This is a genomic window from Kitasatospora sp. NPDC057936, from assembly GCF_042887525.1.
Taxonomy (GTDB): domain Bacteria; phylum Actinomycetota; class Actinomycetes; order Streptomycetales; family Streptomycetaceae; genus Kitasatospora.
The window spans coordinates 1-15198 of record NZ_JBHVPD010000107.1; the positions used below are offsets into that span (position 1 = coordinate 1).

Below are 15198 nucleotides of genomic sequence, written 5' to 3' on the forward strand. Positions count from 1 at the left end.
CTCGGACTCACCCACAACGGCACCACCTGGCAGATCGGGGCTGCCGCCTGACAGCGGCAGCCCCGATCACACCAAGATCTTCATCAGCCTTCTAGCGCAGCTGCCCCGCCAGGGCCTCCGCGGCCTTGCGGAGGCCCTCACCGGTGTACGTCCGGTCCGGGGTGTCGCCCGCGGAGTCCTCGGACAGCATCAGGACGATGTCGCCCTCGCCCTTCGGGGCCAGCCGGGCGAGGGCGGCCGTGTCCGCCCCCGGCACGAGCACGGTCTGTCCGGGGCCCGGCTGGTGGTCGGCCAGTTGCCGGAGCTGGCTGACCGAGGCACGTGCCCGGCTCTGGATGCGCGGCAGCAGGAGGTTGACGGCCACTCCGGTCTTCGGGACGGCGAACAGCTCGACGGCGAGCGAGCTCCCGCCCGCCCGGTACGCGCAGGTGATGTCGGCGTTCGGGGGAGTGGCCGGGATCGACGGCATCTCCGGCGGGTGGGTCGCGCCCGTGGGCCAGGGCTGGGGCGGGCGGCCGTCACCGACCTCGCCGTCCACAGCGGACCCGTTGCCGGTGTCCGGGCCGACCGCGTCGGGGAGCCCGGCCGCCTTGAGGGCCTTGCCGAGGTCGAGGCCGAAGGGGCAGGTGTTCTGCCGGTCCTGGTGCAGCTTCTGGGCGGTGGCGCGGACGGTGTCGTACGAGAGCGCGCCGGGACCGGCCACGCCCGCGGGCGAGGACGAGCAGGCGGCGGTGCCGAGCAGGACCCCGGCGGAGGCGAACACGGCGGTGAACGTGCGGCGTTGGGCAGCGGTCATGCTCGCAGGGTAGGGCGCGCTCATCGCGGGCGCGCGCCTACTCCGTCCCGATCCTGTTCCGGTGCACGGGCTTTCGCGCCCGTCACGGCACCGAGGGCCCGCCCAGGTACGTCCCGTCCGCCGCGTACGGCCAGGCGTTGGGGGCGCAGCCCTTGAGGCCGTAGATCTGCTGCATCATCGCGGGCGCCGGCTTGCCGGGGCCGGGGCAGGTCTCGTGGCCGTGGCCGATCCGGTGGCCGACCTCGTGGTTGACGATCAGCGCCCGGTACTCGTCCAGCGGGCCGTCGAACTGCGGTGAACCGGTGTTCCAGCGCTTGGCGTTGACGATCACCTGGCTGCCGACGTCGCAGTTCACCTCGCCGTGGGTGTCCAGGCCTGCGGCGCCGCAGAGCCGGTCCACGGTGGCGGGCGAGGCGATCTTCACGGTGAAGTCGTACGGGCCGCTCGCGACCAGCTGGAAGCCGTTCTTGCGGTCGCTGGTCCAGCCGCGCTTGTCGCCGAGGATGCCGTGGATCTGGGTGGCGGCGGCCGTCGAGTCGATCCCGATGCCGTCCTCGACCTCGACCCGGTAGCGCCGGATGTTGCCCTTGCCGACCGGCTGGGCGGTGGCGGGGGCGACCGTGAACGTCCCGGCCCCCTTGGCGGGGCCGGGGTCGGACGCGGTGGGAGTGGGAGTCGGCGTGGGTGTCGGGGTGGCCGTCGGCGTCGGCGTCGGGGTGGGCGTCGGGGTGGCCGTCGGAGCGGGGGCGCTCAGCTCGGCCGCCGGCACGACCCGCGCCTGCGTCGTCGGCCCGGTCGCGGGCGCGGCGGAGTGGCGGCTCATCAGCACGACGACCGCCGTGGACAGGACGGCCACCGAGGCGACGAGCGCGATGAGGAGCGCGGGGCCCATGCGGCGACGCGGCGGGCGGCGTCTGCGGCCGGAGCGGGCACTCCTGCGCGAGGCGGTTCGAGCTGCGGGCACGCTCGACACCCTGACATGGAGAACGGGTGAATGTCCACATACCCGGTATGCAGCTTTCCGCCCGGTCCGGTCACCCGACGGCGGTTGACCCCTGCGGCTCGGATGGCAGACTGCACTCCATGGCGATTCACCGGAATCTACTCGACGGCCCCGAACCGACCCACCTCCCCGAGGACGAGCAGCCCTACCGCATGCTCGCGGAGGAGTCGGCCTCGCCGACCCAGGTCGCGGCCGACTTCCCGACCTTCTGCCTGGCCTGGGCCATGCTCGCCGACGACGCGTTCGCGGCCGGCCGCTACGTCGAGTCGTACGCCTACGCCCGCACCGGCTACCACCGCGGCCTGGACGCGCTGCGCCGCAACGGCTGGAAGGGCCACGGGCCGGTGCCGTGGGAGCACCGCGGCAACCGCGGCTTCCTGCGCTGCCTGGCGGCGCTGGCCCGGGCGGCCGGCGCGATCAAGGAGACGGAGGAGGAGGCCCGCTGCTGGCAGTTCCTGAAGGACAGCAGCGAAGAGGCGTACGAGGCGCTCAAGCAGTAGCCGGCCCGTCCGGTGTGAGTGCGTGAGCCTCCGAACGCGTGAGTGCCCCCGGTGGACGGACCACCGGGGGCACCGACGTTCGCGCCGCCGGGACCGGCGCCGCTACCGGGCTCACTTCAGGCGGTTGCCCGCCGAGCGCAGCTGCTGCGCGGCCTCGAGCACGCGGGAGGCCATGCCGGCCTCGGCCAGCTTGCCCCAGGTGCGCGGGTCGTAAGTGTTCTTCTTGCCGACCTCGCCGTCGACCTTCAGCACGCCGTCGTAGTTCTGGAACATGTGCGCCGCGACGGGGCGGGTGAAGGCGTACTGGGTGTCGGTGTCGAGGTTCATCTTCACGACGCCGTTCTCCAGCGCGGTGGCGATCTCCTCGGCGGAGGAGCCCGAGCCGCCGTGGAAGACGAAGTCGAACGGGTCGGTCTTGCCGTACTGCTTGCCGATCGCGTCCTGCAGCTCGCGCAGCAGCTCCGGCTTCAGCACGACGTTGCCCGGCTTGTACACGCCGTGCACGTTGCCGAAGGAGGCGGCCAGCAGGTAGCGGCCCTTCTCGCCCAGGCCCAGCGCCTCGGCGGTGCGCACGGCGTCGTTGACGGTGGTGTACAGCTCGTCGTTGATCTCGTGGGTGACGCCGTCCTCCTCGCCGCCGGTCGGGGTGATCTCGACCTCAAGGATGATCTTGGCGGCGGCGGCCTGGGCGAGCAGCTCCTGGGCGATCTCCAGGTTGTCGGCCAGGGTCTCGGCCGAGCCGTCCCACATGTGCGACTGGAACAGCGGGTTCAGGCCCTTGGCGACGCGCTCGGCGGAGACCGCCAGCAGCGGACGGACGTAGCCGTCCAGCTTGTCCTTCGGGCAGTGGTCGGTGTGCAGCGCGACGGTGATGTCGTACTTGGCGGCCACGATGTGGGCGAACTCGGCCAGCGCGACGGCGCCGGTCACCATGTCCTTGTTGTGCTGGCCGCCCAGGAACTCCGCGCCGCCGGTCGAGATCTGGATGATGCCGTCGCTCTCGGCCTCGGCGAAACCGCGCAGCGCGGCGTGCAGCGTCTGCGACGAGGTGACGTTGATGGCCGGGTAGGCGAACTTGCCCGCCTTGGCCCGGTCCAGCATCTCGTTGTAGACCTCGGGAGTTGCGATGGGCATGCGATCCGCTCCTGTCGGGTTGCGGCGTACGGACGGTGCTGTCCGACGCTGGGTACGCCTTCGTGACGACTCCGGGGTACCGGCCGCCGATGCACGGCTCTGCGGGTCCGGCACACCGGTACCAAGGTTCGGGGCGACCACCGCGGCAGACAACGAGGGTGTTTTGCGACCGCGGACCGGACGCCTGTGTCATCTTCCCAGACTCGTGCTCGCAGGTCAGCAGGAGCCCGCCAGTCGGAACGGCGCTCGGGGGGGCGTACGCGGAGACCGCCCGCAAGGTACGACCGCTATCCTGCGCCCGTGGACTACAACCAGCTGGCCGTCAACCTGCTCGACGCCAAACAACTGATCTCGTCCCTCGGCGCCATCGGGCTTCTCGCGATCATCTTCGCGGAGACCGGCCTGCTGGTCGGGTTCTTCTTCCCGGGCGACTCGCTGCTGATCATCGCCGGCGTGGCCGCCTCGAACGCCGCCTCGTCGGTGCTCGGCGACGGCGCCAAGCTGCCGATCGCGCTCCTGCTGACCGGAGCCCCGATCGCGGCGATCGCGGGCGCCCAGCTCGGGCACCTGATCGGGGCGAAGGTCGGACCGAGGATGTTCGACAAGCCCGAGTCGAAGATCTTCCGCCGCGAGTACGTGATGAAGGCGGAGGAGTACTTCACCAAGTTCGGACCCGGCAAGGCCGTCGTGCTCGCGCGCTTCATGCCGATCGTCCGGACCTTCCTCAACCCGGTCGCGGGCACCCTGGAGATGCCCGCCCGGACGTTCTTCCTGTGGAACGTCATCGGCGGCGTGCTGTGGACCGAGTCCATGCTGCTGATCGGCTACTTCTTCGGTGACGCGCTCGCCCCGGTGATCGACAAGTACCTGATCCCGGCGGTCCTGCTGATCGTCCTGCTCTCGATCTCGCCGATCCTCATCGAGGTCCTCCGGGAGCGCAAGAAGAAGAAGGCCGACGGCGGCGTGGAGGCCGTCGGCGACACCGCGCAGAGCGCCGGCGGGCGCCACCGGCGCGGCTGAGCGCACGCCGGCGGAACGGCGGAGGGGCCCGGTCCTTGTTCCACGTGAAACACGTGGGACGGGACCGGGCCCCTCTGACGTTCTCGGGGTGCTGCCGGGGTGCTGCGGGGGTCCTGCCGGGCGGACTACAGGCCCAGGTCGGCCGCGGTGTAGGCGGTCACGTACGGCAGGCCCTGCGCCTCGACGGCGGCGGCGCCACCGCGCTCGACGATCACCGCGACGCCGACCACCTCGGCGCCCGCCTCGCGCAGCGCCTCGACGGCGGTCAGCACCGAGCCGCCGGTGGTGGAGGTGTCCTCGACCGCCAGCACCCGGCGGCCCTTCACGTCCGGGCCCTCGATGCGGCGCTGCAGACCGTGCGCCTTGCCCGCCTTGCGGACCACGAAGGCGTCCAGCGTCCGGCCGCGCGCGGCGGCGGCGTGCAGCATCGAGGCGGCGACCGGGTCGGCGCCCAGGGTCAGCCCGCCGACGGCGTCGTAGTCCAGGTGCGAGGTCGCGTCCAGCATCACCCGGCCGACCAGCGGGGCGGCCACGCCGTCCAGCGTGATCCGGCGGAGGTCGACGTAGTAGTCGGCCTCCTTGCCGGAGGAAAGGGTGACCTTGCCGTGCACGACGGCCTTGTCCTTGATCTGTGCCAGCAGGGCGTCGCGGTCGTTGCTCATGAGCGTTCAGTCTAGGGCCCGACCCGCGGCGCCCGCCCGCCGGGCAGCAGCGAGTCGGCCCGCGGCCCGAGGACCTACTTGCGGCGCAGCGCCCGCACCAGCACCACGGCGCCGCCCAGCAGGGCCACCCCGCCGCCGATCACCCACGGCACCGCGCTGCGGCCGCCCGGGCCGGGCACCACGATCCCGCCGGCGTCGCCGCCCCAGCGGGACGCCGCGCGGGCGCGGGCGCTGCGGGCCGGCAGGGCGGGGGCGTAGCGGCCGCGCGGCGGGGCGTGGTCGACCTCCTCGGCGGAGCGGCCGACGATGCTGCGGCGCACCGGGCCGGTCAGCACCGGCTCCTCCTCGTACTCGAACGGCAGCTCGGCGGGCAGCTCCTCGGCCACCGCGTCCTCGTGCTCGTCGGCGCCGCCGGTGGGGAGGCCGAAGCGCTCGGCGTCGGCGTCGGAGAAGGCGATCAGGTCGGAGAGGTCGTCGTCGAGGTCGTCGCCGGGGTGGTCCTGGTGCTCCTCGATGAACAGGACGCTGCCCCCGTCCTCCGTCCCGTCCGTCTCCTCCGTCTCCCTCGCTTCCTCCGGTGCCTCGTCCGGTGCCTCGTCCGGGGAGACGAGAGCCGCGGCGAACCGGTCCAGCAGGCGGCGGCCGGTGGCGGCGAGGGTCTCGTCGTCGCACTCGGCGAGGCGGCCGGTGGCGCTCAGGTCGCCGGTGAAGCGGACCACGGCGGTGCCCTCATCGGCCCCGGCCGCGACGCTCACCCGGACGGTGGCCGTCGCCTCGCCGCTGCCGCGCGCCTCCTGGCCCTCGGCGAGCACGGTCAGCACGCCCTCCCGGCCCTCGATCAGCGACAGCACGCCCTTGTACGTGATGGTGGAGCCGCCGATCCGCACCCGCAGCCGGCCCGCGATCTCCTCGGCCGGCCCGCCGCCGACGGCCGTCGGCTCGGTGCTCAGCCCCGGGACACTCCGGGCCAGCACGGCCGGATCCTGCAGCGCCTGCCGCACCAGCTCGGCAGCCATCGGGACGACAACCTCATGCTCCATGCCACGGAGCCTACCGACCCAACCGCACCCGGTCCCCACCTACCGCCCACCCGTTTTCCCCACCCCCGCCGAACACCCCCCCACCCGCACCCGCACGCCATTCGGCCATACGTGGTCCGGCTCACCCGCCACGGCACCGTGATCCGGTCGCACTCCCGCAGGGAGAGCGGCCTGCACGGGAAGTCGATCCCGCCGACTTCTTGTGCGGCGGTGGCTTTGGGCGCCTGCCCTGCTCGGCACCGGTGGCTTCGGGGGCGGGGTTGTCCTGGCATCTGGTGCCGCTTGCGCTGGAAGTCGACCTCGCCGACTTCCTGTGCGGCGGCGGCTTCGGGCGCCCGTGTTGCTGGCTACTTGTGGCTTCGGGGGCGCGTTCGTCGGGGGCGGGGTTGTCCTGGCGCCTGGTGCCGCTTGCGCTGGAGGTCGGTCCTGCCGACTTCTTGTGCGGAGGCGGCGTCGGATGCCCGTGCTGCCGGGCGGCGCTGGAAGTCGGTCCCGCCGACTTCCTGTGCGGCGGCCGCTCTCCGTCGTGGTCAGCGGGGGCCCAGCAGGCTGAGGGCGGCTGGGGGGTGGGTGGGGCGGAGGGCGGTGAGGCGGGTGGCCGAGGTGTGCAGGGTGGCGGTGGTGAGGGCGCGTGGGGGTGGGGCGTCGGTGGCGAGGGCGAGTGGCGGTTCGGCGTCGGAGGCGAGCAGGAAGTCCTGGGTGCCCTCCGCCGCTCCGGCCCGGCAGGTCGCCGTGGCACTGCCCTGGACGGCGTACGGGACGGTCCGCAGGCCGGCCGCCCTGAGCCCGGACTCGGTCTGCCAGAGCCCGCGCCCCTCGGCGCCGGCCCGGACGGCGATGCGGCCGCCGGGGGCGAGCAGCCGGGTGGCGAGGCCGTAGAACTCCTGGGAGTGGAACTTGACCGGCCCGCCGTCGTCGGGGGCCGGCAGGTCGGCGACGACGACGTCGTACGGGCGGTCGTCGGGGGAGCGCCGCAGCCATTCCAGCGGGTCGGCGGCGGTGGTGCGGACCCGGGGGTCGTCGAGGGAGTGCCCGGCGAGGGCGGCGAGGCCGGGGTCGGTGCGGGCGAGTCGGGTGAGGGTGGCGTCGGGTTCGACGACGTGCACCGTGCGGACCCCGCCGTGCCGGAGGACCTCCCGCAGGGCGAGCCCGTCGCCGCCGCCGAGGAGCAGCACCCGGGCGTCCGGTCCGGCGGCCATGGCGGGGTGGACGAGGGCTTCGTTGCGGCGGTACTCGTCGGGCCCGCAGACGGCGAGCCGGCCGTCGAGGTAGAGCCGGAGGGGGCCTTCGGCGGGTCCGGTGAGGACGATCTCCTGCTGGCGGCTGTGTGTGGCGTAGCGGACCCCGGGGCCGTAGAGGGCGTGCCGGGCGGCGTCCTCGATGGCGTCGGAGCCGGCGGCCGCGCCGGCGAGGAGGGCGAGGACGAGACCGCCGACGGCCCAGAGCAGCAGTCGTATCCGGGGGGCCGGTTCCTCCCGGAACAGCCAGAGCACGACGGCGGCCCCGGAGACGGCGTTGACGGCGCCGGTGACGAGGGCGCCGGTGCCCGGGCCGAGGCCGGGGAGGATGAGGAACGGGAAGGCGAGGCCGCCGATGAGCGCGCCCACGTAGTCGGCGGCGAAGAGGTCGGCCGCGGCCCGGCCGGCGTCCTCGCGGCGGATCCGCTGGATGAGGGTCATCAGGAGCGGGATCTCGGCGCCGATGAGGACGCCGATCAGGCAGGTGAGGCCGACCATGGCGGCCTGGTAGCGGCCGATCCAGGCCCAGCAGGAGTAGAGGGCGAGGACGGAGAGGCCGCCGGTGAGGGCGAGGGCGCACTCGACGAGGGCGAAGGCGGTGGCGGGGCGGCGGGTGAGGCGCTTGGCGAGCAGTGAGCCGAGTCCCATCGCGAAGACCATGACGGAGAGCACGACGGAGGTCTGGGTGACGGTGTCGCCGAGCAGGTAGTCGCCGAGCGCGACGAGTTCGAGTTCGTAGACGAGTCCGCAGGCCGCGCAGACGAACGCGGCCAGCAGGACGGTGAGGCGGGCCAGCCGGGGGCGGGAGCGCAGCCGGGACCGGCGGCGGGCGGGCAGCGGGGTGAGGTTCCGCCCGGGCCGGGGTGGGCTGTCGTCGTCGAGGTCGACGCCCGGGTGCGTGGGCGGACCGGCTGGATGATTGATCACGAACAAACGCTAGGGGACGTGCGGGACGGATAGCTGCACCCATCCGACGGACAGTGCGGGACACCCGGTTGACGAATCGTTCCTGCGTGCGATTCAAGGGCTATGGCGGGTTCGTCGCCGCCCACCGGGCCGGTGTGGTTCACGGCTGCGCGAGCACGAGCGAGGAGCGGGTGCAGACCAGCTGCCCCTCCTGCGGATAGGCGTGCCAGGTGCGCCAGAGCAGCCGGTCCGCGCCGCCCTGGGTGACCAGTGCGGTGAAGGCGCTCGGGTCGCCGGGGAAGATCCCGGCCAGGCCGCGGGGGTGGCCCTCGACGAGGGCGAGGAGCTCCTGGGCGCGGGCCGCGAAGTCGTGCGGCGGGAGGACCTCGATCCGGGCGGCGAACTCGTACTCCCAGCCGCCCACCTGTTTGGCCACCCGGGCGGGCAGCGGGGTGCGGCGGCCGGGCAGGCAGGCGACGGTCTCCAGGCACTCGCCCGGGCCGGCCGCGATGACCACCTGGTGGGAGGCGCCGAGCAGCCGCAGCTGGAGGGTGCCGGTCGTGCCGGGGCGGCCGTTGCCGTCGAGTCTCAGGTCGCGGACCGCGAGAGCGGGCAGCGGGTCGCCGCCCAGGCACCACGCCAGGTCACCGGCGCGGGTGTCCGTGTAGGAGGTCTGCAGTGTGGTGAGCATGCTCGGCTCCGCGTTTCAGCTCCGTGCGCGCCCGCCGAAGCAGCAGCGACTAGGCCTAGGCGATTGGCGAGGCTGTTCGTGGCTGTGCGGCGCTGGGCGCGGCCGACCGTGGAAGGAAGGATTCCGGCTGGAGATTCAGCAGCAGAGAAGCATGAATACGCCGGGTCCGTCGGTGATTTACCCAACTTTGTCAAGCATTCACCGTTTCGAGCACACCTGCTTCCCGGCTCTGATCGACCCGGTGTGCGAGTTTGCACAGCGTGCGCCCCATGCTCCGGGTTGTGCGCCGTGCGCGCGGGTTGTGCGCGGTCCGCGCGCCCGAATGCGCCACCGCCCGCCGGGTGGTGGATCCGGCGGGCGGCGGGGCGTGCCCGGGAGGCGGGGGAGGTTGCCCCACGGGCATCAGCTGATATCAACGAGGCTTATATGGAAGGCGAGTTGACGAATCATCAGCTCTCTCCCGCGCGGTCTCCTGCCTCCCGAGTGCCTGTCGACGGGAGGTCAGAGCCGCTGGAGCCGCGCGACGGCCTCGGTGAGCACGTCGTCCCGCTTGCAGAAGGTGAAGCGGACCAGGCTGCGGCCGGCGTCCGTGTTGTCGTAGAACACGGCGTTGGGGATCGCGACGACGCCGCAGCGTTCGGGCAGGGCCCGGCAGAACTCGATGCCGTCCTTCTCGCCGAGCGGCGTGATGTCGGTGGTGATGAAGTACGTGCCTTCGGGGCTGAAGACGCGGAAGCCGGCCGCCGAGAGCCCCTCGGCGAGCAGGTCGCGCTTGCGCAGCAGGTCGGCCCGGAAGGTGTCGAAGTACTCGTCGGGGAGGCCGAGCGCCTCGGCGACGGCGTACTGGAAGGGGCCGGCGCTGACGTAGGTCAGGTACTGCTTGGCGGTGCGGACGGCGGACACGAGGGCCGGGGCCGCCGTGACCCAGCCGACCTTCCAGCCCGTGAAGGAGAAGGTCTTGCCGGCCGAGGAGATGCCGACGGTGCGCTCGCGCATGCCGGGCAGGGCGGCGATGGGGTGGTGGGTGGCGCCGAAGACGAGGTGCTCGTAGACCTCGTCGGTGATCACCAGGAGGTCGTGCTCGACGGCGAGGGCGGCGATCGTCGCGAGCTCGTCGGCGGTGAGGACGGTGCCGGTGGGGTTGTGCGGGGTGTTGAGGAGCAGGAGGCGGGTGCGCGGGGTGATCAGGGCGCGCAGTTCGTCCAGGTCGGGGCGGAACGCGGGCGCCCGCAGGGTGAGCGGCACGCGCGTGGCGCCGGCCATGGCGATGCAGGCGGCGTACGAGTCGTAGAACGGCTCGAACGCGATCACCTCGTCGCCGGGCTCCAGCAGCGCGAGCAGGGCGGCGGCGATGGCCTCGGTGGCGCCGGCGGTGACGAGCACCTCGGTGTCCGGGTCGTAGGCGAGGCCGTAGAAGCGCTGCTGGTGCTCGGCGATCGCGGTTCGCAGCTCCGGGATGCCGGGGCCGGGCGGGTACTGGTTGCCCTTGCCGGTCAGCACGGCGTCCGCGGCGGCCCGGGCGATCTCGCGGGGCCCGTCGGTGTCCGGGAACCCCTGCCCGAGGTTGATCGAGCCGGTGGCGGTGGCGAGGGCGGACATCTCGGCGAAGATCGTCGTCCCCATGCCCGCCAGCCTGCGGTTCAGCAGCGGCCTCGTACCCATCACGGTCCTCCCACGTCGTCGTCGGCCCCATCCTGGGGCAGCCGGGGGCCCGGGACAAGGACGGCCCGCCACCGGTGGTGCGGTGGCGGGCCGTCCTTGGTGCGCGGGGGAGGGGATCAGGCCTCGTCGGTGCCCTCGGGGGCCTCGCCCTGGCCCTCGTCGCCCTCGATCTCGTCCTGCAGGCCGAGGCGCTCGACGATCCACTGCTCGAAGCCGACCGAGGCCTGGGTCCAGTTGGCGGTGGTGGTGACGAAGTAGTCCAGGTTGACGCCGGTGCCGACGATCATCTGGGCCTCGCCGATCAGGCGGACCACGCCGTCCTCGTGGGTGTGGGTGTAGACCTTCGGCCAGAGGGTCTCGCGGTTCCACTCGTCGATCAGGTCGAGGATCTCGCCCTTCTTCTCCAGCGGGTACGCGCGGTCGTAGAACGCGCGAACCGCGAAGAGCTCCTTCTGCTCGCCGCGGAACATGTAGTAGACGCGGAAGCCCTCCCAGGGAGCGGTGAGGTCGCCCTCCTCGTCCACGACGTGCTTGAGCTGCATCTGGTCCAGCAGCTGGGTGACCAGGGCCTGGTCCGGGACGACGATCGGCGGCGGGCCGGCCGGTCGTCCCTGGCCGCCGGGCTGTCCGCCCTGGGGGACGCCGAACGACGGGATGGACGACGGGTCGATGCTCATGGGGTCCTCTTCCTCGGTGCACGTGGTGGCCGGCAAGAGAGGCCGCCCTTTCCACCTTCCATCCTGCCTCATCCCGGGCGCGCCTCACAGGGGTACCCGGCCGTCCGTCGATCTTCGTACCGGGTGGTGTTCCGGGCTCCGAGCACGGCGTTCTCCGACGTGCGGACGGGCCGCCGCCCCGGGGGAGCGGCGGCCCGTGCGGCGGTCCGGGCGAGGCCTCCGACTACTTCTCCAGCGGCCCGCGAGCGCGGACGGTGAGCCGGTCGTGGTCCTCGTCGCGCTCGACGAGGACGGTGTCGCCGTCGTGCACCTGGCCGGAGAGGATCGCCCGCGCCAGCTGGTCGCCGATCGCGGACTGCACCAGCCTGCGCAGCGGGCGGGCGCCGTACGCCGGGTCGTACCCGGTGAGCGCCAGCCAGTCGCGTGCAGCGGCGGACACGTCCAGGGTGAGCCGCCGCTCGCGCAGCCGCTCGCCGAGGCGGGCCACCTGGAGGTCGACGATCCGGCTGAGCTCGGTGGTGCCCAGCGGCTCGAAGACCACGATGTCGTCCAGCCGGTTGAGGAACTCCGGCTTGAACGCGGCCCGGACGGAGTCCAGCACCAGCTGCTTCTTGCGGTCCTCCGGGGTGGCCGGGTCCACCAGGAACTGGCTGCCCAGGTTGGAGGTGAGGATCAGGATCGCGTTGCGGAAGTCCACCGTGCGGCCCTGGCCGTCGGTGAGCCGGCCGTCGTCCAGCACCTGGAGCAGCACGTCGAAGACCTCGGGGTGGGCCTTCTCCACCTCGTCCAGCAGCACGACGCTGTACGGGCGGCGGCGGACCGCCTCGGTGAGCTGGCCGCCCTCCTCGTACCCGACGTACCCGGGCGGGGCGCCGACCAGGCGGGAGACGGAGTGCTTCTCGCCGTACTCGCTCATGTCGATGCGGACCATCGCCCGCTCGTCGTCGAAGAGGAAGTCGGCCAGGGCCTTGGCGAGTTCGGTCTTGCCGACGCCGGTGGGGCCGAGGAACAGGAAGGATCCGGTCGGGCGGTCCGGGTCGGCGATGCCGGAGCGGGTGCGGCGCACCGCGTCCGACACGGCCTGCACGGCCTCCGCCTGGCCGATCAGGCGCTTGCCCAACTCCTCCTCCATGCGCAGGAGTTTGGCGCTCTCGCCCTCCAGCAGGCGGCCGGCCGGGATGCCCGTCCAGGAGGCGACGACGTCGGCGACGTCGTCCGGGCCGACCTCCTCCTTGACCATCGAGGTCGACGTGTCCTGGTCCGCGGCGCGCTCCTGGGCGTCGGTGAGCTCCTTCTCGGCGGCCGGGATCTCGGCGTACATCAGCTTCGACGCGCGCTCGAAGTCGCCGTCGCGCTGGGCCCGTTCGAGGGCGCCCTGCAGGTCGTCCAGGCGCTCCTTGAGCTCGCCGACCCGGTTGAGGCTCTTCTTCTCCTGCTCCCAGCGCGCCGTCAGTACGCTCAACTGCTCGTTCCGGTCGGCGAGATCGCGGCGCAGCCGGGCGAGGCGGTCGACCGAGGCCGGGTCGGACTCCTTCTCCAGCGCGAGCTCCTCCATGCGCAACCGGTCGACGGAGCGCTGGAGTTCGTCGATCTCGACGGGGGAGGAGTCGATCTCCATCCGCAGCCGCGAGGCCGCCTCGTCGACCAGGTCGATCGCCTTGTCGGGCAGGAAGCGGGAGGTGATGTAGCGGTTGGACAGGGTGGCCGCGGCGACCAGGGCCGCGTCCGCGATCTGCACCTTGTGGTGCGCCTCGTACCGGCCCTTGAGGCCGCGCAGGATGGCGATCGAGTCCTCCACGCTGGGCTCGCCGACCAGCACCTGCTGGAAGCGGCGCTCCAGCGCCGGGTCCTTCTCGATCCGCTCGCGGTACTCGTCCAGCGTGGTGGCGCCGACCATCCGCAGCTCGCCGCGGGCCAGCATCGGCTTGAGCATGTTGCCGGCGTCCATCGCGGAGTCGCCGCCGGCGCCCGCGCCGACCATGGTGTGCAGCTCGTCGATGAACGTGACGACCCGGCCGTCGCTCTGCTTGATGTCGTTGAGGACGGCCTTGAGCCGCTCCTCGAACTCGCCGCGGTACTTGGCGCCCGCGACCATCGCGCTGAGGTCCAGCGCGACCAGCCGCTTGCCGCGCAGCGACTCCGGCACGTCGCCGGCGACGATGCGCTGGGCCAGGCCCTCGACCACGGCCGTCTTGCCGACGCCGGGCTCGCCGATCAGCACCGGGTTGTTCTTGGTGCGGCGGGAGAGCACCTGGACGACCCGGCGGATCTCCTGGTCGCGGCCGATCACCGGGTCGAGCTTGCCGTCCCGGGCGGCCTGGGTGAGGTCGGTGCCGTACTTCTCAAGCGCCTTGTAGGTGCCCTCGGGGTCCGGCGAGGTGACCCGGCCGCTGCCGCGCACGTCCTTGAACGCGGCCAGCAGCGCCTTGGGCGTCGCGCCCTGGCGCACCAGCAGCTCGGCGACCGGCCCGCCCTCGGCGGCCAGGCCGACCATCAGGTGCTCGGTGGAGACGTACTGGTCGTCGAGGTCGTCGGCGCGCTTGCCGGCCTCGGTGAGCACCGCGATGGTGTCCCGGGCGAGCTGCGGGGCGGCGACCGTCGAACCGCTCGCGCTGGGGAGGGCGGCGAGCTGGCGACGGGCCTCGGCGTCGACCCGCGCGGCGTCGGCGCCGACCGCCTCCAGCAGCGGCCCGGCGATGCCCTCGGACTGCTCCAGCAGGGCGATCAGGATGTGCACCGGCTTGACGTCCGGGTTCCCGACCGCACCGGCCTGCCGGATCGCGGCGGACAGGGCGTCCTGCGTCTTGGTGGTGAACTTGCTGGCGTCCACTGCTGGGGGATCCTCCCTCGTCGTCCTTCACTGCTGCCATCAACAGCATGCACTAAGTTGAGTCTATTCCGCTCAGGTTTGGGCTCTTCCATGGGGCGGGGAAGCCGGCCGGTGCCCGGAGCCCTGCCGGGTCAGCACCAGCAGCTCCCGGGCCGGCCCGCCCGGCCGCTGCCCGGCCGGCCACACCGCGCGCAGCGGGCGCCGCAGGTCGAGCCCCGCCGCCAGCGGCACCTCGACCAGCCGCCGGGTCGCCAGTTCCTCCGTCACCACCAGCTCGCTCAGGCACACCGGCCCGGCGCCGGTCATCGCCGCCGCCTTCAGCGCCGTCGACGAGGCCAGCTCCAGCCGGGGCCGCGCCGCGCCCCCGTACGGCGCCAGCGCCGCCTCCAGCACCTCCCGGGTGCCCGACCCCGGCTCGCGCAGCACCAGCGGTGTCCCGGCCAGCTCGGGCCCGGTCAGCGGCGTCCGGCGACGCGACCACGGGTGGCCGGGCGCCACCACGACCACCAGCCGGTCCACGGCCACCACGGCGCCGTCCAGCCCGGACGGGGTGGACGGGCCCTCGACGAACCCGAGGTCCGCCTCGCCGCCCAGCACCCGCCCGGCGACCTCCGCCGAGTTCGCCGTCCGCAGCGTCACGGCCGTGCCCGGACTGGCCTCGGCGAGCGCCAGCAGCCAGCCCGGCATCAGGTACTCGGCGACGGTCAGGCTGGCGACCACCGTCAGCTTGGCGTCCCGCCGCCCGCGCAGCGCGTCGATCCCGGCGTCCAGCGCCTGCGCCGCCTCCACCACGTGCCGGGCCCACTCGACCACCAGCCGGCCCGCCTCGGTCGGCCGGCTGCCCCGGGGGGAGCGCTCCAGCAGCGGGACGCCGACCTGCCGCTCCATGCCCTTGATCCGGGCGCTCGCGGTCGGCTGGCTGACGCCCAGCTCGGCCGCCGCCCGGCCGACGCTGCCCAGCCGGGCCACCGCGAGCAGCAGCTCCAGGGCGCCGAGTTCGGGGACGTGCGGAGAGAGGGCCATAGGTTCAGGCTATGTC

General features: G+C 73.1%; 13 protein-coding genes. 2 read left to right on the forward strand and 11 right to left on the reverse strand.

Annotated elements, in window-relative coordinates:
• Positions 1-91: 91 nt before the first annotated feature.
• Both ACFVU9_RS38155 and ACFVU9_RS38160 read right to left on the reverse strand, forming a co-directional pair.
• Positions 92-796, reverse strand: coding sequence for a hypothetical protein (locus tag ACFVU9_RS38155; protein WP_380445543.1), 705 nt, complete (start codon positions 794-796; stop codon positions 92-94).
• A gap of 82 nt (positions 797-878) precedes the next feature.
• The gene (locus ACFVU9_RS38160) at positions 879-1688 is read right to left on the reverse strand and encodes a DUF3152 domain-containing protein (protein WP_387601544.1); all 810 of its coding nucleotides are present in this window, start codon (positions 1686-1688) and stop codon (positions 879-881) included.
• 191 nt (positions 1689-1879) lie between these two features.
• On the opposite strand from ACFVU9_RS38160, the gene ACFVU9_RS38165 reads away from it, so the two are divergent.
• The gene (locus ACFVU9_RS38165) at positions 1880-2299 is read left to right on the forward strand and encodes a DUF3151 domain-containing protein (RefSeq protein WP_380445541.1); all 420 of its coding nucleotides are present in this window, start codon (positions 1880-1882) and stop codon (positions 2297-2299) included.
• A 111-nt stretch (positions 2300-2410) separates the two neighbouring features.
• Here ACFVU9_RS38165 and fbaA read toward each other — a convergent pair whose 3' ends face one another.
• The gene (gene fbaA / locus ACFVU9_RS38170; protein ID WP_380497943.1) at positions 2411-3433 is read right to left on the reverse strand and encodes a class II fructose-bisphosphate aldolase; all 1023 of its coding nucleotides are present in this window, start codon (positions 3431-3433) and stop codon (positions 2411-2413) included.
• Between the two features lie 300 nt (positions 3434-3733).
• On the opposite strand from fbaA, the gene ACFVU9_RS38175 reads away from it, so the two are divergent.
• On the forward strand, positions 3734-4453 hold the full coding sequence (locus tag ACFVU9_RS38175) for a DedA family protein (protein ID WP_380506959.1): 720 nt from the start codon (positions 3734-3736) through the stop codon (positions 4451-4453).
• A 125-nt stretch (positions 4454-4578) separates the two neighbouring features.
• On the opposite strand, the gene pyrE is transcribed toward ACFVU9_RS38175, so the two are convergent.
• The 8 genes from pyrE to ACFVU9_RS38215 all read right to left on the reverse strand — a co-directional run bounded on the left by pyrE (position 4579) and on the right by ACFVU9_RS38215 (position 15182).
• Entirely contained in the window at positions 4579-5115 is a 537-nt protein-coding gene (gene pyrE, locus ACFVU9_RS38180) for an orotate phosphoribosyltransferase (RefSeq protein WP_329931345.1), read from the reverse strand.
• 74 nt (positions 5116-5189) lie between these two features.
• Positions 5190-6155, reverse strand: coding sequence for a carbon monoxide dehydrogenase (locus tag ACFVU9_RS38185; RefSeq protein ID WP_387601550.1), 966 nt, complete (start codon positions 6153-6155; stop codon positions 5190-5192).
• A 530-nt stretch (positions 6156-6685) separates the two neighbouring features.
• Positions 6686-8320: a polyamine aminopropyltransferase gene (locus ACFVU9_RS38190; protein ID WP_387601553.1), complete on the reverse strand. Its 1635-nt coding sequence runs from the start codon at positions 8318-8320 to the stop codon at positions 6686-6688.
• Between the two features lie 139 nt (positions 8321-8459).
• Positions 8460-8990 (reverse strand): DUF2617 family protein, encoded by a 531-nt coding sequence (locus tag ACFVU9_RS38195; RefSeq protein ID WP_380445536.1) that lies wholly within the window; start codon positions 8988-8990, stop codon positions 8460-8462.
• Positions 8991-9491: 501 nt separating this feature from the next.
• Positions 9492-10652 (reverse strand): pyridoxal phosphate-dependent aminotransferase, encoded by a 1161-nt coding sequence (locus ACFVU9_RS38200; protein WP_380445535.1) that lies wholly within the window; start codon positions 10650-10652, stop codon positions 9492-9494.
• 116 nt (positions 10653-10768) lie between these two features.
• Positions 10769-11329 carry a YbjN domain-containing protein gene (locus ACFVU9_RS38205; RefSeq protein WP_380446453.1) on the reverse strand — a complete coding sequence of 187 codons (561 nt, stop codon included), beginning with the start codon at positions 11327-11329 and terminating at the stop codon, positions 10769-10771.
• 223 nt (positions 11330-11552) lie between these two features.
• Positions 11553-14159, reverse strand: a complete 2607-nt coding sequence (clpB, locus tag ACFVU9_RS38210) for an ATP-dependent chaperone ClpB (RefSeq protein WP_380446454.1) — start codon at positions 14157-14159, stop codon at positions 11553-11555.
• A 72-nt stretch (positions 14160-14231) separates the two neighbouring features.
• Entirely contained in the window at positions 14232-15182 is a 951-nt protein-coding gene (locus ACFVU9_RS38215) for a LysR family transcriptional regulator (RefSeq protein WP_387601559.1), read from the reverse strand.
• Positions 15183-15198: the final 16 nt, after the last annotated feature.